Below are 20,123 nucleotides of genomic sequence, written 5' to 3'. Positions count from 1 at the left end.
GCCCGATGTGGCGCGTAGAGCGGGGGATCGGGGACACCTCGGGGACAAGCATTTTCCACGCGTTCGGGGTGTAGCGAGACAGAATACGAGGCCCCGGTGTCCGGCCGGCGGCCTCCGGCCGCGGGCGGCGCGCCCCTTGGGCTCACTCGCCCCGGCCGGCGACCGGGACGGTCAGGTGAGGGTGAGGGTCAGCACGCCGGAGTACGCGCCGGGTGCGGAGAACGCGGGCACGTCCAGCGTGACCTCGGCGTTCACGGTGAACTCACCGCCGGTGACCGCTCCGTCGGGGGTGGAGGCGAGGGTCGCACCCGCGCTGCCCACCGATCCCGCGGAGCCGGCCGCGCAGGTACTGGGGCTGCCCGGCTTGGTGGTGCAGGCCGGGGTCCAGCCGAGCTTACCGGCGTCGATCTTCGCCCCGCCGGGCCCGGTGAAGTCGGTGACCTTGCCGGTCAGGGACCAGCCCGCGGGGCCGCCGCGGAAGTCCTTGACCGTCACCGTCTGCAGATCGCCGGTGGACGGGCCGCCCGCGCCGAAGTCGACCGCCGACATCTCGACGGCGTCCCCGGCCTGGGACATGGACAGGGTGCCCGCCTTGACGGAGGCGTTGAGCTTCTGGCTGCCCGGGGGCAGCGGGGTGTCGTCGATGACGGTGTACGCGGCCGGGCCCGCGCCCTTCTCCGCGTCCCAGGCGGTGCCCTCGTACGCGACGATGCCCGTGGTCGCCTTGTCGTTGACGGTGAGGCTCGCGGTGAAGGCGCCGGAGGCGTCGGCCTTGAGGGTCGCCTTGTCGGCGGTCTCGGCGGCGCCGGCCCGGCCGGCGACGGTGATGTTCGCGTTCGGGGCGAACTTGGCGCCGGTCACGGTGACCTGGTCACCGGGGTTGCCGGTTGCGGTGCCGAGCGTGATGGTGCGCTCGTTGGCACCCGGCTGGTCCGTCGCGGTGATGGTCTCGGAGACGGGCGCGGGCGGGTTGGTGACCGTGCAGGGGGTGTCCAGCTCCATGATGTAGCTGGTGTGGATGTTGTAGTCGCCGGGCGAGAGCGTGATCGAGCCGGGCGCGGTGACCGTGAAGGTGCCGGTCATCGAGAACGGCGGGAACGGCGCCTTGCCGGGCACGGGCGGGTTCTTCTTCGGGCCGGTGACCGTGACGCTGCCGGGCTGGGCTCCCCCGAGGGTGACCTTGCCGGTGGGCGTCATGATGTCGGCCGGCAGCGCGAGGTCGACCGGGTTGCCGGCGGCCGGCTTGGTGACGGTGTACGTGACGGTGACGGTGTCGCCCACCTTGGGTGCGGCGTTGTCGACGGTGATCTGCGCCGTCGTGGTCCCGTCGATCGGCGGGATACCCGCGATGGGCGGCGGTACACAGTGGGTCGCGAAGTCCACCGGAGCGGCGGCCGCGACGAGCGCCTGGGCGGGTGCGGCGAGCGAGCTGGCGCCCGCGGCCAGGGCGAGGACCCCCAGTACGGCGGTCCAGCGACGGCGTCGGCCGGCGGACCACGGGGATCTTGGGGCGGCTGAAGGCATGACTGCCCCCTTCTGACACAACCGATGGGTGCGGACGCGGCGGCTCTTCCGCGGCGGCAGTGGCCATTGACGGCCGGTGGCCGGAAGAAGTCAATGGAATCGAAATGCACCAACTGATGACCCATCAGGTTCTGTCAAGATCCCTGCTTCCACAGGCCGGAGGAGCGGACCGGCACCACTGTGGAAAGTGATGCCGGACCTGTCACTTCCGTATCCCAGGCGGTCCCGTCGAACACACACGGGCACAAGGCAACCGTGAGGGTCGGGCAGCCCAAGGCAACCGTGGGGTCAGGCCCGGGCCGCCCGGCGTTCGCGCAGCTGCGCCACCAGCCCCGCGCAGCACACGGCGAGGAAGGCCACGACGAGGCCTCCCAGCACCAGACCCGTCCAGTCGGCGGACCCTCCCCGCACCAGACCCGCCACGGCCGGGATCCCGGCGGCGAGCCCGGCGACCACCAGCACCACCGCGGCGCCGGCCCGGAGCATCCGCCGCCGCATTCCCGTCACCAGCTCGGCGCCCGCACCGAAGGCGAGCAGCAGGGGCGCCGCATCGGACGGCGCGAGCCTTCCTCGGACGCCCCGGTCGACCAGGTTCAGGACGACACCGACCACACCGACGGCAAGCACGACCCACATCCAGGTGCGACGGCCGCGGCGCTCCCCGCGTACGGGCACGGTCAGCCGGCCTGGACCGTCGCGCGCAGCGCCCCGTCGGGCCCGGCCAGCAGGACCGGGGTCCCGGCGCCGCCCAGGTCCCGGACCGCCGCGCGGTCCGCGTCCGGGACCGCGTCGATGTCGGCGACGACCGCTGCGGCCTCCAGGGACCGGGCGCCGCTCGCGACGGCCATGGCAACGGCGGTCTGCAGCGCACTGAGCTTGAGCGAGTCAAGGGCCACGGTCCCGGCGACATAGGTGCGGCCGGTCTCGTCGCGCACCGCGGCACCCTCGGGCACGCCGTTGCGGGCCCGGGCACTGCGCGCCAGCGTGATGATCTTGCGGTCCTCGGGGCCGAGGTCGGTGCTCTGCGTCATGCCCCGAGCATAGATCGGCCGCCCGGAGCGAATCCGGGCGGCCGGTCGTCTGTCAGATGCGCGGACGTCAGCCCTGGGCGCCCTTGACGAGCTTGGCACCCATGCGCGTGACCAGGTCGCCGAACGACGCCTCGGACTTCGGCTTGCCGATCGCGATGTGCGCGGCGCGGGCGACACCGGTGCCCTGGCGCGCGACGAGCATGTTGATCTTCACGTCGGCCCCCAGCCCCTCCATGGACATCCCCATGGTGAAGGCGTGCGACTCCTCGCCGGCCTTCGGAGCCGACAGCTTCGCGAACGTGACCTTGGTCTTCTCGCCGTCCTGCGTGAAGACGGCCGCCTTGCAGGTCTCCAGCGCCGTGCCGATGGCCTTGGTGAACTCCGCGGCACCGGTGCCCTCGAAGGTGAAGACCTGCTCGGAGAGGTTCTCGTTCTCGCCCTTGGTGGAGAACTCCATGTTCGGTCCGCCGGTACCGCCCGGGAGCGTCCCCGCCATCATGTTGGCGATCGGCTGGCACTCGGGCTTGTCGGCCGTCGGAGGCTTCGTCGTGTCGGCCTCGGCGGTCTTGCCCGTCCAGCCGGCCGGCAGGTCCTTGGCCTCGAGGGTCGCGGCCTTCAGCTGCTCGGCGGTGAGCGGCGTGGTGGGCGCCTCGGCCGGCTTCTCCTCGCCGCCCTTGTCCTGGGACTTCTCACCGGACGCGGCGGGCTTCTTCTCGTCCTCGCCACCGCAGGCGGCAGCCGTGAAACACAGCGCGGAAACAGTCACAGCGGCGGCGACGCCGCGGAACATACGCGTACGCATGATGCAGAACTCCCCAAAAAGTGTGCTCAGTGGGGAGCTTCCCCCCTCCCCGGTAACTGGAGTGACGATACACAGACTCCGAGGTCAGCCCGCCACCGGATAGATCGACCCCCGCCTGCCCTCCGGGCCTGCCAGCCATCGGAGTTTCGCCGCGGTGTCGACGTCCGTTTCCGTGTCGGACAGCGGCGTGTGCATCACGATCGCCAGGTCCGGACGGGCCGGGACACGCAGTTGGGTCGACTCCATCAACAGCCGTCCCACCACCGGATGGTGCATCTCCTTGCGGATCTGACCGCCGGGCGCGATGTCACGCCGCTCCCACAGCGCGGTGAACTCCGCGCTCGCCGCCTTCGCCTCCTCGACCACCGCCCGGAAGCCCTCGTCGTCGGGACACTCCGAACACGCGGCCCGGAACTGCGCCACGACCTGCGGTGCGACCTCCTCCCAAGCGGGCGTCCAGGAGCGGTACATGGGGTCGGTGAAGAACGCGACGAGACAGTTCTGGGGGAGACCGGGGCGCATGCCGAGCACCGCAGCCGCCGTGTCGTTGTACATGATCAGATTCCAGTAGGCGTCCATGATGTGGGCGGGGTACGGCATCCAGGCGTCGATCAGCCGCCTCAGCCCCGCGCACATGTCCCGGTCCCCCGGATCCACCTCGGGCGCGGGCGGGTTGAGCCCGGCGAGCACGTACAGATGGCGGCGCTCGGCGCTGCTGAGCCGCAGCACCCGGCCGACCGAGTCCAGCACCTGCGGTGAGACGGTGATGTCCCGGCCCTGCTCCAGCCACTGGTACCAGGAGACGCCGACGCCCGCGAGGACCGCGACCTCCTCCCGGCGCAGCCCCGGTGTGCGGCGGCGGGCCCCGCCGTCGGGCAGCCCCGCCTCGGCCGGGCTGATCCGGGCGCGCCTGCTCATCAAGAACTCGCGCAGTTCGCCGAGGCGATGGGCCTTCATCGCATCCTGCCCGGCCGACGTGGTCACGTACTCCCCCTGTCCGTAAACCTGGTGCTGCGACCAACAGGATAAGTGCCGTCTCCCCAGGCCGCCTTGGGCCGCCGCAAGGTGTGGACCATGCCACTTGACACCTTCCCCGCGACCACGGCGGCCGGCGCCGCGGCCGTGCCGCCGCGACTCGACCGCCGGTCGCGGCTGATCCTTTTCGTGCTGTGCGCCGCGCAGTTCATGGTCGCCCTCGACTTCTCCGTACTGAACGTGGCCCTGCCCGACCTCGGCAGGGACCTCGGCCTCGACCGCTCGGCGCTGCAGTGGGCGGTGACCGCCTTCGCCCTGCCGTCCGGCGGCTTCCTGCTGCTCTTCGGCCGGATCGCCGATCTGTACGGGCGGCGGCGGCTGTTCCTCGCCGGGCTCGCCGTCTTCGGCGCGGCCTCGCTGCTGGCGACGCTGGCCTGGAATCCCGCCTCGTTCCTCGCCGGGCGCGCCCTGCAGGGTTTCGGCGCCGCTGTCATCGTGCCCACCGGGATGTCCCTGCTGACCACGACGTTTCCCGAAGGCCCGCAGCGCGACCGGGCGCTGGGCATCAGCGGCACCCTGCTCTCGCTCGGATTCACGATCGGCATGGTGCTCGGCGGTGTGATGACCGACACCCTGGGCTGGCGCTCCACGATGGGTCTGCTGGCACTGTTCACGCTGATCGTGCTGCCACTTGCCCCGAAGCTGCTGCCCGGATCCCACGCCACGGGGGGCGACGAAGGTGCCGCCACGGCACGACCGCGGCTCGATGTCCCCGGCGCGGTCACCGTGACCGGTGGTCTGCTGGCGGTCGTCTACGCACTGTCCACGGCGGCGCAGCGCGGCTTCGGCGGGGCGGACGTACGTCTCGCGCTGGCGGCCGGAGTGGTGCTGCTGATCGCCTTCGCGATCGTGGAGTCCCGCTCCGACGCACCTCTGGTCTCGCTGCCGATGCTGCGCCGGCGGACGGTGGCGTGGGGAAACCTGGGCGGTCTGGTGACCTTCTCGATGATGAGCACGGTCGTGTTCGTCCTGACGCTCTACCTCCAGGAGACGCTGGGGCTTTCGGCCTTCCGGACCGGTCTGGTGTTCGGCGTCCAGGGTGTGCTCTCGGTCGCCGCGGGCGCCTTGGCACCGAAGGTGCTCGCCCGGTTCGGCGCCCGTCGCACGCTGGTGTTCTCTCTGCTCGGGCAGGGCGTGTTCGTCGCGGCGCTGCTGGGCGTGGGTGCGCAGTCGGGCGCGCTGCTGGCGACGGTGGGTGTCTCACTGGCGAGCATGTGCCACCTGGGCGCGATCATCTCGTACGGCCTGACGGTGACGTCCGGCGTCCCGGACGGGGAACAGGGCCTGGCCACCGGCCTGGTCACGACGACGCAGCAGGTGGGGATCACGGTGGGGATCCCTCTTCTGGGGGTGCTGGCGACCACCGGGGAGACGCTGCTGGCCGGTGTCCGTACGGTGCTGGCGGTGGACGCGGCGGTGGTGCTGCTGGCGGGGATCGTGATCGCCGCGGGCCTGCGCCGGGCGCGACCCTGACCACGCGGGGCCGGTACCCGTCCGGGACCGGATCGGGCACCGCCCGTGGGGTGTTCCCGCACCCCACGTGCGGTGTCCCGGGGTGCGCGACCTACGCCCGGTCGAGCCGCAGCCGCTCCGCCTTCGGCAGCCCGGCCACGACCAGGTCGTACGAGTCCTCGATGAGCTCCCGGATCATCTTCTCCGGGAGCTCGCCCACGGCGACCGTGTTCCAGTGACGCTTGTTCATGTGCCAGCCGGGCACGATCGCCGGATGGTCGGCGCGCAGCTGCACCGCGATCTCCGGCTCGCACTTGAGATTGACGGTCAGCGGTCTCGCGTCCAGCGCGCTGAGGGCGAACATCTTTCCGAGGACCTTGAAGACGGAGGTCTCCGGCCCGAACGGGAACTCCTCGGCCGCGGCGTTGAATTCGAGGCAGAAGGCCCTCAGCCGGACCGCGTTCATCGCCCTCGTCGCACTCATCCCGCCGTCTCCTCCTCGGCTTCCTTCTCCACCGGTTCCGCGAGCACCGTGACGATCTTGTTGCGGCGGCCGGCCGGGGACTCGGCGGTCAGCCGCAGCGCCCGGCCGTCCGGGAGGTCCACCACGGCGCCGGCGCCCGCGATGGGAACCCGGCCCAGCGCCTTGGCGAGCAGTCCGCCGACCGTCTCCACGTCCTCGTCGTCGAGCTCGTCGATGCCGTACAGCTCGCCCAGGTCACCGATGTCGAGCCGGGCGGTGACCCGGAAGCGTCCGTCGCCGAGCTCCTCGACCGGCGGCAGCTCGCGGTCGTACTCGTCGGTGATCTCGCCGACGATCTCCTCGAGGATGTCCTCGATCGTGACGATGCCGGCGGTGCCGCCGTACTCGTCGATGACGACGGCGACGTGGTTGCGCTTCTGCTGCATCTCGCGCAGCAGATCGCCGGCGTTCTTGGTGTCGGGCACGAACACGGCGGGGCGCATGGCCGTGGAGACGAGGTCGGCCTCCGCGTCCCGGTTGATGTGCGTCTTGCGGACCAGGTCCTTGAGGTAGACGACACCGACGATGTCGTCCTCGTTCTCCCCGGTGACGGGGATGCGGGAGAACCCGGAGCGCAGCGCCAGGGTCAGCGCCTGGCGGACGGTCTTGAACCGCTCGATGCACACGAGGTCGGTGCGCGGGACCATCACCTCGCGCACCAGGGTGTCGCCGAGCTCGAAGACCGAGTGCACCATCCGGCGCTCGTCGGCCTCGATCAGGGACTCCCGCTCGGCGAGATCGACCATCGCGCGCAGCTCGGCCTCGCTCGCGAACGGGCCCTTGCGGAAACCCTTTCCGGGCGTGAGCGCATTGCCGATGAGGATCAGCAGCTGCGGGATCGGGCCCATCACCCTGGCCAGCGGCAGCAGGACGTACGCGGAGGCCGTCGCCGTGTTCAGCGGGTGCTGGCGGCCGATGGTGCGCGGAGAGACGCCGACGGCGACATAGCTGACCAGCACCATCACGGCGATGGCGACGAGCAGCGCCGCCCAGGTCTCCGCGAACTCCTCCAGGCAGGCATAGGTGACCAGCACCCCGGCGGCCATCTCGCAGGTCACCCGCACCAGCAGGGCGACATTGAGGTACCGCGTGGGGTCGGCGGCGACCTGCTCCAGCTTGTCGGCGCCGCGCCGGCCGGACCGTACGGCCTCGGCGGCGCGGAAGCTCGAGACGCGGGCGATACCGGCCTCCGCGCAGGCGGCGAGCCACGCGACGACGACCAGCGCGACCGCGCCGATGATCAGTTGACCGCTCATGAGACGGTCGGCGCCGGGGAGGGGCCGGTCAGGCCCTTCTCCGCCCGCCAGCCGTCGACGATGGCCGCCTGGAGACCGAACATCTCGGCCTTCTCGTCGGGCTCCTCGTGGTCGTACCCGAGCAGATGCAGCACTCCATGGACGGTCAGGAGCTGGAGCTCCTCGTCCATGGAGTGCTGCGTCGGGGACTCTTCGCCCTGCTTCTTGGCCACTTCGGGACAGAGCACGATGTCACCGAGGAGCCCCTGCGGGGGCTCCTCGTCGTCCTTGACCGGGGGACGGAGCTCGTCCATCGGGAAGGACATGACATCGGTCGGACCGGGCAGCTCCATCCACTGCAGGTGCAGCTGCTCCATGGCGTCGGCGTCCACGACGATCACCGAGAGCTCGGAGAGCGGGTGGATACGCATCCGCGCGAGTGCATAGCGGGCGACGTCGAGGATCGCCTGCTCGTCGACCTCGGCTCCGGACTCGTTGTTGACGTCGATCGACATGGTGCTGTTCGGCTACTTCCCGTTTTGGATGTCGTACTTCTCGTACGCGTCGACGATACGGCCGACGAGCTTGTGCCGTACGACATCCTGGGAGGTGAGCAGGGAGAAGTGCACGTCGTCGACCCCGTCCAGGATCTCCCGGACCTGACGCAGACCGCTCTTCGTACCGCCCGGAAGGTCCACCTGCGTGACGTCGCCCGTGATGACGATCTTCGAGTCGAAGCCGAGCCTCGTCAGGAACATCTTCATCTGCTCGGGGTTCGTGTTCTGCGCCTCGTCGAGAATGATGAACGCGTCATTCAGGGTCCGGCCCCGCATGTAGGCGAGCGGCGCGACCTCGATCGTGCCCGCGGCCATCAGCCTCGGGATGGAGTCGGGGTCGAGCATGTCGTGCAGCGCGTCGTACAGCGGTCGCAGATACGGGTCGATCTTCTCGTACAGCGTGCCGGGCAGGAAGCCGAGCCGCTCGCCCGCCTCGACGGCGGGCCTGGTCAGGATGATGCGGTTGACCTGCTTGGACTGCAGCGCCTGCACGGCCTTGGCCATGGCGAGATACGTCTTGCCCGTACCGGCGGGGCCGATGCCGAACACGACCGTGTGCTTGTCGATCGCGTCGACGTAGCGCTTCTGGTTGAGCGTCTTGGGACGGATCGTCCGGCCGCGGCTCGAGAGGATGTTCTGGGTGAGCACCTCGGCCGGGGTCTCGGCGCCGGGCTCGCCCGTGCCGTCCTCGGCCGCCTTGAGCATGGCGATCGAGCGTTCCACTGCGTCCTCCGTCATCGGCTGCCCGGTGCGGAGCACGAGCATCATCTCGTCGAACAGGCGCTGGATCAGAGCGACTTCCCTGGCGTCGCCCGCCGCGCTGACCTCATTGCCCCGGACATGGATGTCGGCCTCCGGGAAGGCCTTCTCGATCACGCGCAGCAGGGAGTCACCCGAGCCGAGAACCGTCACCATCGGATGCTTGGCGGGGACGGTGAAGTGGGCTCGCGCCTGCTCCGGCGCGGGTGTCTGGTCTATGGGTGTCTGAGTCATGGGCCGGCTCTGTGGCCTGCACATACCTCCCGTTGCAGGGTTCTCGCTGCTCGACAACCTCTGGACCCAAGAGTACGACCTGACACCGACAAGAACCGAGGGCTTTTCCGGGGCCGGACGGGGCCCGGCGGGGCGGGACGGAGCCGTGGACTCAGGCCGAGCGGCCGAAGCCGATCGTCGGAACGGCCCGGCGCAGCGGCCAGGGCCTGGCCGGGGCAGGCAGCAGGGCCTCCAGGAAGGCGTACCGGCGCAGCGCCGCCGGGTCCTGGTCCGCGATCTCCTGGACCTGCTGCCACCAGGCCGCGATCTCCGACCAGCCCGGCGCGGACAGCGATCCGCCGAACTCCTGCACCGACAGGGCAGCGGTCAGCCCGGCCAGCGCCAGCCTGTCGGCGAGCGGCCAGCCCGCGAGCGTGCCGGTCACGAAACCGGCCACGAACACGTCGCCCGCGCCCGTCGGGTCCAGCGCCTCGACCTCGATGGCCGGAACCTGGGCGCTCTCCCCGGTCGCGCCGTCCACCGCGTACGCGCCCTCGGCACCCAGTGTGACGACGGCGAGCGGAACGTACTCGGTCAGGGCGCGGGCGGCGGCGCGCGGGCAGTCGGTGCGGGTGTAGCGCATCGCCTCCTCGGCGTTGGGCAGGAAGGCCTCGCAGTGGGCCAGGTCGGCGAGGTCGGCAGGGTCCCAGCGGCCCGTCTCGTCCCAGCCGACGTCCGCGAAGACGCGGGTGCCCGTGCGGGCGGCCTGGGCGATCCACTCGGCGCGGGTGCCGGGGGTGAGCGAGGCGACCGCGGCCCGGGCGGGCGGCGGGCAGTCGGGGGCCGACTCGGAGGGCGGGGCCTCGTGGCCGTGGGACACCATCGTCCGCTCGCCCTCGTACGCCATGGAGACGGTGACGGGCGAATGCCAGCCGGGCACGGTGCGGGAGAGCGAGAGATCGATGCCCTCGCCCTGCTCGAGGGCGTCCCAGCAGTACTCGCCGTAGTGGTCGTCGCCGAAGGCCGCGGCGAGCGAGGTGCGCAGGCCGAGCCGCGCCAGGGCGGTCGCCATGTTGGCCACGCCGCCGGGGCTCGATCCCATGCCGCGGGCCCAGGACTCGGTTCCGCGCACGGGAGCGGAGTCGAGGCCCGTGAAGATGATGTCCAGGAAGACGCTGCCGGTGAGATAGACGTCGCAGGGCGGGTCGGCGGGGGTCCGCAGGCCCGCCAGGGGGTCGAGGCAGGCGGCCTGCCGGGTCGGCTCTCCGTCGCGAGTGATCACCGTGCGCTCCCGTACGTGGTGCAGCTTCACGCCAGTCTGCACGATGGGGATGCACGCAGCCCGTGCGCCGCCGGAGGCGGTGGGCGTGGCGGCCCCTGCGCCGAAGGGGCGGCCGTCCGCCCGCCGCCCGGCCGGGCGGCGCCTCACCAGCGCGGTACCGGCGGTGCGGTCCAGCCCGGCTCGGCGGCCCGCATGGCCGCCGCGTCGTCGCGCTCGCGCAGGGCTCCGTCGTCGTCGAGCCAGCGCCGGTGCAGCCGGGCGAGCTCGGTCCGGTCGAGCTGAACGCCGAGCCCGGGCAGGCCGCTCACGGCGAGCCGGCCGTCCTTGAAGCGAAGACGCTCGGTGATGACGTCCTCGGTCTGCCAGGGGTAGTGGCTGTCGCAGGCGTGGTCGAGGTTGGGTACAACGGCGGCGACCTGGGTCATGGCGGCAAGGCTGATGCCGAGGTGGGTGTTGGAGTGCATCGACAGCCCGATCCCGAACGTACGGCAGATCGCGGCCAGTTCACGGGTGGCCAGCAGTCCGCCCCAGTAGTGGTGGTCGCAGAGCACGACCTGCACGGCGCCGCGGCCGACGGCTTCGGGGATCTCGGCGAAGGTGGTGACGCACATGTTGGTCGCCAGCGGCACGTCGGTGCCCGCCGCCACCTCGGCCATCCGGGCCGTCGTACTGGCGGGGTCCTCCAGATACTGCAGTACGTCCCTGAGCTCCTCGGCGACCCGGAGTGAAGTCTCCACGGACCAGGCCCCGTTGGGGTCGAGCCGCAGGGGCCGCCCGGGGAACGCCTCGGCGAGGGCCCGGATCGCGGCGATCTCCTGCTCGGGCTCGAACACCCCGCCCTTGAGCTTGAAGGAGGTGAAGCCGTGGTCCTGTGCGAAGCGCCGGGCCTGCGCGACGATGCCCGCCGGGTCGAGAGCGGCACCCCAGTCGTCCGGTTCCCCCACCCCGCCCGGGTGTCCGGCCCAGCGGTAGAAGAGGTAGGCGCTGTAGTCGACGGCGTCCCGGACCTTTCCGCCGAGCAGTGCGTGCACCGGCAGCCCGAGTGCCTTGCCCGTCGCGTCGAGGCAGGCGACCTCGAAGGCGGAGACGACGGACAGCCGCAGTTTGCCGGCGGTCTGGACGCCGCGCAGGCCGCCGGCGTCGACGGCGTCGGGGCCGGTCGCCTCTGGAGAGTCCGTGCAGACGAGCGCGGCAAGCTTCTGGAGGTTGTTCATGTCCGTGACCTGACGGCCGGGCAGCGCCTTGGCCAGCGGGGCGGCCAGATCAAGGTATTTGGTGTCCCCGTAGGTCTCGCCGACACCGGTGACGCCGTCGGCGGTGACGATCTCGACGATCAGTCGCGGCGTGTACGGCTGGTGCACGCCCTGGGTGTTCAGCAGGGGCGGGTCGGCCACCAGGATCGGCGTGAGCCGTACGCCGGCGATCGTCAGGTCCACGGTGGCGCCTGCCTGCCCCATGCTGTCTCCCCACAGAAGCAATGTCCACGGCGATGCCCACGGACGAGAGCGTCCATGGATAAGAACAGAGACTAGATACACGAACAGTATGCATCAACGCTCCCTCACCCGGCCGCCGGCACGCACCACGAGCCCGCCCTCCACCCCAGCAACCACCAACGCCCCCTGGCCAGGCCGAGCTCGGGCAGCGCCGTACGCGCTCACGCCCCGGCCGGGCCACCGTCCGGCCGGAGAGGGACCGGCCGGAGAATGCCCAGCAGCATCCGGACCAGTTCGTCGACGAGTTGGTCGAGCGTCGCCTCCACCCAGCCGGCACTCCAGTCGTGGAGCAGGCCGTTGACGCTCCCGATGAACGCCGCGGCGGCGATCCGGTGGTCGCGCGCCTGAGCCTCACCCCGTTCGGCAGCCGCTGCCGCCTCCGCGCAGATGAGGTCCACCCATCGGGAGCGTCTGGCCAGGCGCTGCCGATCCAACTGCGGGCTGACGCCGATGATTTCGATGAAGGCGATCCGGATGCGCCGCGGATCGCCGGTCACGTTCGCCGCGTACGCGCGGAAGACCGCCGCGACCCGCTCGGCCACCGGCAGGTGGGCCGACTCGGCGAGCGCGGCCAGCGCCGCATCCTCGGCCCAGTCGTTGACCTGCAGATGCAGCGCGGCGAGCACATCTTCGAGCGTGCGGAACTCCTCGTAGAACTGGCGGGTCGACAGTCCGGCGCTCTCGCTCAGCGCCGCGACCGTCGTCGCCCGGTAGCCGGGGCTGTCGCCGAACAACTGGAGTCCGGCGTCCAGGAACCGCCGGCGCCGCTCGGCCTGCCGCTCCTGCGCCGATCTGCCCGCATAGCGGCCGGTCGGCTGTCTGAGCCTGCCTGTCACTGGCATCCCCTCCCGGTCGGGCCCGATTTTCCCGTGCGCGAAGCCTTGTGGAACGTGTTACCCGCGGTTACCTTCCAGTAGCTCAATCTGAACGCGGACGTATTCAGACTGCGCCCGGCGACTGACGGGCCGCCCCCGTGGAAGGAACCACGATGTCTGTCTCCAGCACCCGGCGGATCCTCGGCTGCTTCGCCGCCGCCCTGACGGTGGCCGTGTCAGGATCCGTCACCGCGGCCGCCGCACCCACGACGGATGCGGACTCCCCGGGCCTGCGCGAGGTGATGTTCGTCGGCAACAACTGGGACGGCACCGCCGATGTCATCGCCTCCTCCGGCGACCTCGCGAAGATCGCGCGGATCAACGTCATCCCGGACAAGGACCAGCGGCTCACAGAGATCTACCTCAACCCGGTCAAGCTCGCCTTCTTCCTCGGCATCCGGCAGGGTCCGGGCGAGGGCCACGACCAGTTCGTCGACGACATGTACTCGACCCCGGACGGGTCTGCGATGGTCGTCTCCCGCCCGAGCTTCGCCGATGTCGTGTCCATCGATCTCGCCACCGGACGGATCAACTGGCGATTCCCCGTGTCGGGTTACCGCTCCGACCACATGGCCGTCTCCCCCGACGGCACCCGGGTCGCCGTGTCCGCTTCGACCTCCAACACGGTCCATGTCCTCGACATCGCCACCGGGGAGCAGGCCGGGTCGTTCAGGACCGGGGACAAGCCGCACGAGAACGTCTACACCGACGGCGGCCGGTACCTGTGGAACATGTCCATCGGTGAGGTCAACACCGCCCTCGACGACCCCTTCTGGGACTGGACGAAGGGCGACCGCCGGATCACCGTCGTGGACACCAGGACCTTCCGCCAGGTCAGGGTCATCGACATGCGTGAGCGGCTCGACGCCTTCGGCCGGCGGGACCTGTCCGACTCGGTCCGGCCCGTCGCGTTCGCACCCGACGAGTCGAAGCTGTACTTCCAGGTGTCGTTCTTCAACGGCTTCCTGGAGTACGACACCGCCTCCGACCGGATCACCAGGGTGAAGACCCTCCCCAAGAACCCGGCGACCAGCGAGGACCGCACCACCTGGGTCAACGACTCCCGCCACCACGGCATGTCCATGAGCCCCCAGGGCGACAAACTGTGCATCGCCGGGACGATGGACGACTACGCGACGATCGTCGACCGGGCAACTCTCCAGGAGGGCCCGCTGGTGACTGCGTCGAAGCCGTACTGGGCGACGGTGAGCGGTGACGGGAAGTCCTGCGTCATCTCCGAGAGCGGCGCCGACAGCGTCACCGCAATCGACTTCGCGACCGGCAGGAAGGTGGCGACCGTCCGGGTCGGCGACCATCCGCAGCGGGTCCGGATCGCCCATGTGCCGGCCGGATGGACGGGTCCTTCGGCGCACTGACCGCTCGCAGCCCCCAGCTCCCGGACCGGCCGATCAGGCGGCCGGTCCGGGTCTCACGACCGTTTGGGAACGGGCACCCGCCACAGGTCCTGGGCGACGGTGAGCTCCCCTTCGAACCCGGCGGCGCGCGCCTGCCGTTCGAACTCCGCGCCCGGTGCCTCGCCGGGCACCGCGGGCACGCTGTAGCGCTGCGAGAAGTGCGTGAGCACCAGGTGCCGTACGCCCGCATCCCGTGCCGCCCGGGCCGCCTGGCCTGCCGTCAGGTGGCCGTGCTCGGTGGCAAGTTGCTCGTCGGCGTCGAGGAAGGTGGACTCGATGACGAGCATGTCGCAGCCCTCGGCCAGCACATGGACGCCCTCGCACAGACGGGTGTCCATCACGAAGGCGAACCGCTGCCCCCTGCGGATCTCGCTCACGTCGTCCAGCGTGACGCCTCCGACGGCCCCCTCACGCTGCAGCCGGCCCACGTCCGGGCCCTTGATGCCGTGCGCGGCGAGCTTCTCGGGCAGCATCCGGCGGCCGTCCGGCTCGACGAGGCGGTAACCGTACGACTCGACCGGGTGCGAGAGCTTGTGTGCCTCGAGGGTGTACGAGGCGGTGCGCGCGATCACGCCGTCGGCGGCGACCGGGCGCTGGTTCAGCTTCACGGTCTCGCGGTAGGCCGTGGCGTACCGCAGCCGGTCGAAGAAGTGCTCGCCGCTCGCCGGGTAGTGCGCCGACACCTCGTGCGGGACCCGGTCGAGGTTGATCCGCTGAATCACCCCGGCGACACCGAGCGAGTGGTCGCCGTGGAAGTGCGTGATGCAGATCCGGTTGATGTCGTGCGCGGAGACCGAGGCACGCAGCATCTGGCGCTGGGTGCCCTCGCCCGGGTCGAACAGGAAGCCCTCGCCGTCCCAGCGCAGCAGATAGCCGTTGTGGTTGCGGTGCCGGGTCGGGACCTGGCTGGCGGTGCCGAGCACCACCAATTCACGTACGGACAAGGTCGGTTACCCGGGAGGCCACTGGAGACCGCGGCCGCCCAGCACATGGGCGTGGGCGTGGAAGACGGTCTGCCCCGCGCCGCTTCCGGTGTTGAACACGATGCGGTAGCCGGTCGCGTCGACCTTGTCCTCGGCGGCGACCTCGGCCGCCTCGCGCAGCACATCGGCGAGCAGCTCGGGTGAGGCGGCGGCGAGCGCGGCGGCGTCCTTGTAGTGGGCCTTGGGGATGACCAGGACGTGCGTCGGGGCCTGGGGGTTGATGTCGCGGAAAGCGACGGTGGTCTCGGTCTCCCGCACGACCGTGGCCGGCACCTCGCCGGAGACGATCTTGCAGAACAGGCAGTCCGCCTGCGGTTCTCCGGCCATGACGCCGATCCTCCTCGGGGTGTGATCGCTTCCGACGGCATCGTATCGGGCATGGCCTTCCCCGGGGGCGTGGCGCTTCCGGCCGGCGCCGCGCCCCGGGGCAGGGGCTACGGCAGGGCCGGCGGGGTCTTCGCCGGGTTCTCGGCGAGGACCGCCAGGGCCATGCGGACCGCCTCGTCCAGCTGCGGGTCGCGCCCGGCCGCGTGATCCTGCGGGGCCATCACCACTTCGACGTCCGGGTCGACGCCCCGATTCTCCACGTCCCAGCCGTAACCCTCCAGCCAGATCGCGTACTTGGGCTGGGTCACCAGCGTGCCGTCGACGAGCCGGTAGCGGCTGTCGATGCCGATCACGCCGCCCCAGGTACGCGTACCCACCACCGGGCCGATGCCCAGCGCCTTGATCGCCGCGTTGACGATGTCGCCGTCCGAGCCGGAGAACTCGTTGGCCACCGCGACCACCGGCCCGCGCGGCGCGTCCAGCGGATAGCTGTGCGGCTGCCGTCCGCGCGGGAGGTCCCAGCCGACGATCCGGCGTGCCAGTTTCTCGACGACCAGCTGCGAGGTGTGGCCGCCGCGGTTCTCCCGTACGTCCACCACCAGCCCCTCCCGCGCGACCTCGACCCGCAGATCGCGGTGGATCTGGGCCCAGCCGGGCGCCTGCATGTCGGGGACGTGCAGATAGCCGAGACGGCCGCCGGACTTCTCGTGGACGTACGCCCGCCGGTCGGCGACCCATGCGTGGTAGCGCAGCGGTTCCTCGTCGGCGAGCGGGACCACGACGGCATGCCGCGGATCGCCACCGCCCGCCGGGGAGACGGCCAGTTCGACCGGCCGGCCCGCCGCACCGACGAGCAGCGGTCCCGGCCCGGTGACGGGGTCGAGGGGTCGGCCGTCGACGGCGAGCAGCGCGTCGCCCGCGCGCAGGGCCACGCCCGGCGCGGCGAGCGGGGAGTGCGCGCTCGGGTCGGAGGTCTCGGAGGGCAGGATGCGGTCGATGCGCCACAGGCCGTCCTCGCCGCGCGAGAGATCGGCGCCGAGCAGACCCTGCCGGGTGGACCGGTCGCCGTGTCCCCCGCGCGGGGTGACATACGCGTGCGAGGTGCCGAGCTCGCCCTGCACCTCCCAGAGCAGATCCACCAGATCGTCGTGGGTGGCGACCCGGTCGAGGACCGGGCGGTAGCGCTCGAGCACACCGTCCCAGTCGACACCGCTCAGATCCGCGCGCCAGAAGTTGTCGCGCATCAGCCGCCCGGCCTCGGCGTACATCTGCCGCCACTCGGCGCCCGGGTCGACCGTGGCGCGCACCCGCCCCAGGTCGACGGTGATGTTGGTGTCGCTGTCCTCGTCGCCCGACGCCCGGCGGTCGCTCGGCACGACCTTCAGCTTGCCGTCGGTGCGCAGCAGCACCCGCTTGCCGTCGCCGCTGACCCGGAAGTGATCGGCGTCCGACGAGAGCTCCTCCACGTGCCGCTCGACGAGGTCGTACCGCTCGAGGGCGGTCTTGGGCCACGGGTCGTCGGGGGTGGCCCTGGCCGTACCGAGGACGCCGCTCACCGGGTGGCGCAGCCACAGCAGTCCGTCCCGGGCGGCCCGCAGCGTCGAGTAGTGGGCGGCCTCGACGGGGAACGCCACGATCCGGTCGGCGAGCCCGTCGAGGTCGATCCGGGTCACGGGAACGCCGCCGTTCTCGCCGCCCTGCTGCTGGTCCTTCTCGTCGTCCGCGTCGAAGGCCCGGCCATGGCGCTGCGGACCGAACGGCGACGGCGTGGCGGCGGCCAGCGTGATCAGATGCGGACGACAGCCGCCGACGAAGGCCAGGTCGAAGACATGGATGTCGTAGACCGGGTCGAAGGCCCGCTCGGACAGGAACGCCAGATGCTTACCGTCGAGCGTGAACGCGGGCTGGAAGTCGGCGAACCGCAGCGGCGTCGCCTCGGAGACGGTGAGGTCGCCGGCGTGGGCGAGTTTGATCTGGCGCAGCGGGTCCGGGCCGGGGTGCGACCAGGCGAGCCAGGCGGAGTCGGGCGAGAAGACGAGCCCGGAGGCGTCGCCGTGGTCGCTGCGGTCGACCTCGCGCACCTCGCCCGACTCCCGCTCGACCAGCAGCACCCGCCCGTCGTGCGAGGCGACGGCGGCACGGCTGCCGTCGGGCGCGACAGCGAGGCTCAGTACGCGGCCGAGCCGGCCCGCGGCGAGCCTGCGCGGCGGAGCGCCGGCTGCGGCCCCGGTCGCCGGGGCGAATTCGAGGGCGTCCTCGCCCTCGGCGTCGGTCACCCAGACGACATGCTCCTCGCCGTCCACGCGGAAGGTACGCGGCAGCCGGCCGCGTACGCCGGGCTCGGCGGCGAGCGCGCGAGCGGGCCCCTCGCGGTGGGTGACCCAATGGATGCCGCCGCGGATCTCCACGGCGCTGCCGCGGCCGGTGTGGTCGGGAGCAGCCGTACCCAGATGGTGCTCGGCCGACAGGGGCCGGGGGCGCATGTCGATGCGCTGGCCGCCGAGCCGGATGTCCAGGCGGCGCGGCTCGGAGCCGAACAAGTCGTCCAGGAGCCACAGTTCACCGGCCGAGGTGTAGACGACCCGGGTTCCGTCGGTGGCCGCATGGCGGGCGTAGAAGCCCTCGATGCCGGTGTGGCGGCGCAGATCCGAGCCGTCGGGCTGGGAGGAGTACAGCGCCCCGACGCCTTCGTGGTCGGACAGGAACGCGATCCGATCCCCGACCCACAGCGGATACTCGATGTTCCCTTCGAGGTCCTCATGGAGGCGTACGAATTCCCCGTCGCCGCCCGGGTCGATCCACAACTTGCCTGCCGTGCCGCCTCGGTAGCGCTTCCAGGCGGCGGCCTCGCGGCCCATGGTGGCGGACAGCAGGAGCGTCTGCGGGCCGAACGCCACGGCTCCCACGGGCCCGTAGGGCAGGACGGCGCCGGGGCCGCCGTCGAGCGGCACGGCACGCGCCCAGGTGCGGCGCAGCGATGCCTGGCCGTGGGTGGTGAGGGCCAGGACGTGTCCGTCGGGGGTCCAGCCGCGTACGGACGTCTTGTGGCTGCCCCAGTGCGTGAGGCGGTCGGAGGGGCCGCCGTCGAGCGGCGCGGTGTGCACCTCGGGGGCGCCGTCGCGGTACGACGTCCAGGCGATGTGCTCGCCGTCGGCGGAGATTCTCGGATGGTCGACGGGCATGTTGTCGGCGCTGACACGCCACGCCCGGCCGCCGTCGAGCGGTGCGGCCCAGACGTCGTCCTCGGCGGTGAAGGCGATCAACTCGCCGTGCAGATGCGGAAACCGGAGGTAGGCAGGGTGCGTCACACGATCACCCTAGGGAGCGCGGCGCCGCCGGGTGACCCGTTCGGATCACTTGGCCGACGAAGAGGGGTCCGCCGTGACGGTAACGGTGACGGTCGCGGGCGGGGTGGCGGGCGGCTTCGGGGTGACGGTCGTGGTGACGGTCGGGCGCGGCACGGTGGTCGGACGGGGCGTCGTGGTCGGGCGGGGCACGGTGGTCGGGCGGTGCGTCGTGGTCGGCGTGCGGGTCGCCGCCGCGTCGCAGGCACCGAGCATGGTGGCCTGGAAGGCGATCTTTCCGTCGATCTTCGCGGTCAGATCGCCGCGTACGCACTTTCCCTCGCGTTCGTCGGTCACCTTGCCGGTGATGCGGATGTCGCCGCCGGCGGCCGTCTCGCCCCGGCAGTCGACGGCGGCGGACGGGGCGGGTGTGCGGGACGGGCTTCCGGTGGTGCCCGCGGTGGCTCGTGCGCGGATCGTGGCGGTGCAGCTGAGCCAGCGCACGTCGATGTCGAGCCGCTCGAAGGTGCTGGTGGCGGTCTTGTCGGTGGTGACGGCCACACCGACCGCCGTGAGTCCGCCGGCCGAGGCGGGCTCACAGGCCACTCCGCCGACAACTGCCAGTCCCGCAAAGGCGATCGCGGCGAGCGGGCGCCGCGCGCATCTCAAGGCCCCCATGGACATCAGAGTGCCATCGCGGCCCCGGCCGCAAAAGAGTGGTTGCGGCCAAGGTTGCCGTCCACGGTCGGCATCAGCAGGAAGCTGACCGGTACAAGCTGCCTCGTCGTCGACGCCGGCACCGTCCACATGTGGCCGGTCCGCCACCGGCACACGGGCAACGAGAACACCCCCGAGGGCTGCCGGACCGTCCTCGCGCTGCGCCGCGTGGGCACGGACGGGCGCCTCGAGATCGCGTTCCGCGACCGCCCGGCCGGATCATCTCCGGCGGGTACGCGCACTCGGGCGCGGTGGCCGCCGTCGAGGGCGAGTGGCAGACCCTCCACGAGCCGGGAGTTGCCCGCCGCCTGGTGGACGCGGCGACGGAGCGGGATCTGCTGCCGGCCGCGCGGGACGACCGAGGTGGACGGCTGGGTGCTGTACGACGCGGTGCTCGCCCGGGTGTCCGCCGCCGAGTGGTCGACCACGCCGGCGCAGAAGTGAGGGCTCACGCACGAGGGCCTGGCCGACGGGGGCTTGAAAAGCAAAGGCTCACGCCAAGAGCACTCGGCCGATGAGGGCTTGAGAAGCGAGGGCCCCGGCGGTGCCGGCAGGCCCGAGCGGTGGGCAGAGCCCGGTCCGCCAGGACCAGACCCGAGCGCGCCGGTGGGCA

At 71.5% G+C, this 20,123-nt stretch carries 19 protein-coding genes; 3 read left to right on the top strand and 16 right to left on the bottom strand.

From position 1 onward, the window contains the following. Positions 1–171 precede the first annotated feature (171 nt). The 5 genes from ABZ208_RS25160 to ABZ208_RS25140 all read right to left on the bottom strand — a co-directional run bounded on the left by ABZ208_RS25160 (position 172) and on the right by ABZ208_RS25140 (position 4,314). Complete coding sequence (locus ABZ208_RS25160) at positions 172–1,524, bottom strand: beta-xylosidase (protein WP_356911720.1); 1,353 nt, start codon at positions 1,522–1,524, stop codon at positions 172–174. Positions 1,525–1,812: 288 nt separating this feature from the next. After that, positions 1,813–2,199, bottom strand: coding sequence for a hypothetical protein (locus ABZ208_RS25155; protein ID WP_356911719.1), 387 nt, complete (start codon positions 2,197–2,199; stop codon positions 1,813–1,815). Positions 2,200–2,201: 2 nt separating this feature from the next. Continuing rightward, positions 2,202–2,555, bottom strand: coding sequence for a cytidine deaminase (locus tag ABZ208_RS25150; protein WP_328400749.1), 354 nt, complete (start codon positions 2,553–2,555; stop codon positions 2,202–2,204). Positions 2,556–2,622: 67 nt separating this feature from the next. After that, positions 2,623–3,357 (bottom strand): hypothetical protein, encoded by a 735-nt coding sequence (locus tag ABZ208_RS25145; RefSeq protein WP_356911718.1) that lies wholly within the window; start codon positions 3,355–3,357, stop codon positions 2,623–2,625. A gap of 84 nt (positions 3,358–3,441) precedes the next feature. Continuing rightward, on the bottom strand, positions 3,442–4,314 hold the full coding sequence (locus tag ABZ208_RS25140; RefSeq protein WP_356911728.1) for a helix-turn-helix transcriptional regulator: 873 nt from the start codon (positions 4,312–4,314) through the stop codon (positions 3,442–3,444). A 117-nt stretch (positions 4,315–4,431) separates the two neighbouring features. Between ABZ208_RS25140 and ABZ208_RS25135 the strand changes: the two genes are divergently transcribed. Further along, positions 4,432–5,865, top strand: coding sequence for an MFS transporter (locus ABZ208_RS25135; protein ID WP_356911717.1), 1,434 nt, complete (start codon positions 4,432–4,434; stop codon positions 5,863–5,865). Between the two features lie 91 nt (positions 5,866–5,956). On the opposite strand, the gene ABZ208_RS25130 is transcribed toward ABZ208_RS25135, so the two are convergent. The 7 genes from ABZ208_RS25130 to ABZ208_RS25100 all read right to left on the bottom strand — a co-directional run bounded on the left by ABZ208_RS25130 (position 5,957) and on the right by ABZ208_RS25100 (position 12,745). After that, on the bottom strand, positions 5,957–6,310 hold the full coding sequence (locus ABZ208_RS25130) for an MmcQ/YjbR family DNA-binding protein (protein WP_356911727.1): 354 nt from the start codon (positions 6,308–6,310) through the stop codon (positions 5,957–5,959). 14 nt (positions 6,311–6,324) lie between these two features. Then, complete coding sequence (locus ABZ208_RS25125; protein ID WP_328400743.1) at positions 6,325–7,623, bottom strand: hemolysin family protein; 1,299 nt, start codon at positions 7,621–7,623, stop codon at positions 6,325–6,327. After that, positions 7,620–8,117: an rRNA maturation RNase YbeY gene (gene ybeY / locus ABZ208_RS25120; protein ID WP_356911716.1), complete on the bottom strand. Its 498-nt coding sequence runs from the start codon at positions 8,115–8,117 to the stop codon at positions 7,620–7,622. Before ybeY ends, ABZ208_RS25125 begins: the two co-directional genes overlap by 4 nt. A gap of 12 nt (positions 8,118–8,129) precedes the next feature. Then, positions 8,130–9,152, bottom strand: a complete 1,023-nt coding sequence (locus ABZ208_RS25115) for a PhoH family protein (RefSeq protein WP_356911715.1) — start codon at positions 9,150–9,152, stop codon at positions 8,130–8,132. Positions 9,153–9,303: 151 nt separating this feature from the next. Continuing rightward, a complete protein-coding gene (locus ABZ208_RS25110; RefSeq protein WP_328405885.1) occupies positions 9,304–10,413 on the bottom strand; it encodes a PfkB family carbohydrate kinase in 1,110 nt (369 codons plus the stop codon). A gap of 143 nt (positions 10,414–10,556) precedes the next feature. Next, entirely contained in the window at positions 10,557–11,849 is a 1,293-nt protein-coding gene (locus tag ABZ208_RS25105) for a glucarate dehydratase family protein (RefSeq protein WP_356911726.1), read from the bottom strand. Positions 11,850–12,070: 221 nt separating this feature from the next. Beyond that, complete coding sequence (locus tag ABZ208_RS25100; RefSeq protein ID WP_356911714.1) at positions 12,071–12,745, bottom strand: TetR/AcrR family transcriptional regulator; 675 nt, start codon at positions 12,743–12,745, stop codon at positions 12,071–12,073. 152 nt (positions 12,746–12,897) lie between these two features. Here ABZ208_RS25100 and ABZ208_RS25095 point away from each other — a divergent pair, with 152 nt between their 5' ends. After that, on the top strand, positions 12,898–14,160 hold the full coding sequence (locus ABZ208_RS25095) for a YncE family protein (RefSeq protein ID WP_356911713.1): 1,263 nt from the start codon (positions 12,898–12,900) through the stop codon (positions 14,158–14,160). 53 nt (positions 14,161–14,213) lie between these two features. Here ABZ208_RS25095 and ABZ208_RS25090 read toward each other — a convergent pair whose 3' ends face one another. From ABZ208_RS25090 to ABZ208_RS25075, 4 genes are all read right to left on the bottom strand, one after another. Continuing rightward, complete coding sequence (locus ABZ208_RS25090; RefSeq protein ID WP_356911712.1) at positions 14,214–15,143, bottom strand: ribonuclease Z; 930 nt, start codon at positions 15,141–15,143, stop codon at positions 14,214–14,216. 6 nt (positions 15,144–15,149) lie between these two features. Next, complete coding sequence (locus ABZ208_RS25085; protein ID WP_356911711.1) at positions 15,150–15,509, bottom strand: histidine triad nucleotide-binding protein; 360 nt, start codon at positions 15,507–15,509, stop codon at positions 15,150–15,152. Between the two features lie 107 nt (positions 15,510–15,616). Further along, positions 15,617–18,817 (bottom strand): S41 family peptidase, encoded by a 3,201-nt coding sequence (locus tag ABZ208_RS25080; RefSeq protein WP_356911710.1) that lies wholly within the window; start codon positions 18,815–18,817, stop codon positions 15,617–15,619. 45 nt (positions 18,818–18,862) lie between these two features. Next, a complete protein-coding gene (locus ABZ208_RS25075) occupies positions 18,863–19,471 on the bottom strand; it encodes a hypothetical protein (protein ID WP_356911709.1) in 609 nt (202 codons plus the stop codon). 54 nt (positions 19,472–19,525) lie between these two features. Between ABZ208_RS25075 and ABZ208_RS25070 the strand changes: the two genes are divergently transcribed. Further along, positions 19,526–19,954 (top strand): hypothetical protein, encoded by a 429-nt coding sequence (locus tag ABZ208_RS25070; RefSeq protein ID WP_356911708.1) that lies wholly within the window; start codon positions 19,526–19,528, stop codon positions 19,952–19,954. The last annotated feature ends 169 nt before the right edge of the window (positions 19,955–20,123 follow it).

Origin of the sequence: Streptomyces sp. NPDC006208 (assembly GCF_040613775.1) — a bacterium.
Taxonomy (GTDB): domain Bacteria; phylum Actinomycetota; class Actinomycetes; order Streptomycetales; family Streptomycetaceae; genus Streptomyces.
Note: the sequence above shows the minus strand (reverse complement) of the source record. Positions and strands in the feature narration are given on the sequence as shown.

Coding starts and splice junctions, on each gene's coding strand:
- ABZ208_RS25160 (WP_356911720.1), bottom strand. CDS start 1,524: ATGCCTTCAGCCGCCCCAAGATCCCCGTGGTCCGCCGGCCGACGCCGT.
- ABZ208_RS25150 (WP_328400749.1), bottom strand. CDS start 2,555: ATGACGCAGAGCACCGACCTCGGCCCCGAGGACCGCAAGATCATCACG.
- ABZ208_RS25145 (WP_356911718.1), bottom strand. CDS start 3,357: ATGCGTACGCGTATGTTCCGCGGCGTCGCCGCCGCTGTGACTGTTTCC.
- ABZ208_RS25140 (WP_356911728.1), bottom strand. CDS start 4,314: ATGAAGGCCCATCGCCTCGGCGAACTGCGCGAGTTCTTGATGAGCAGG.
- ABZ208_RS25135 (WP_356911717.1), top strand. CDS start 4,432: ATGCCACTTGACACCTTCCCCGCGACCACGGCGGCCGGCGCCGCGGCC.
- ABZ208_RS25130 (WP_356911727.1), bottom strand. CDS start 6,310: ATGAACGCGGTCCGGCTGAGGGCCTTCTGCCTCGAATTCAACGCCGCG.
- ABZ208_RS25125 (WP_328400743.1), bottom strand. CDS start 7,623: ATGAGCGGTCAACTGATCATCGGCGCGGTCGCGCTGGTCGTCGTCGCG.
- ybeY (WP_356911716.1), bottom strand. CDS start 8,117: ATGTCGATCGACGTCAACAACGAGTCCGGAGCCGAGGTCGACGAGCAG.
- ABZ208_RS25115 (WP_356911715.1), bottom strand. CDS start 9,152: ATGACTCAGACACCCATAGACCAGACACCCGCGCCGGAGCAGGCGCGA.
- ABZ208_RS25095 (WP_356911713.1), top strand. CDS start 12,898: ATGTCTGTCTCCAGCACCCGGCGGATCCTCGGCTGCTTCGCCGCCGCC.
- ABZ208_RS25085 (WP_356911711.1), bottom strand. CDS start 15,509: ATGGCCGGAGAACCGCAGGCGGACTGCCTGTTCTGCAAGATCGTCTCC.
- ABZ208_RS25075 (WP_356911709.1), bottom strand. CDS start 19,471: ATGGGGGCCTTGAGATGCGCGCGGCGCCCGCTCGCCGCGATCGCCTTT.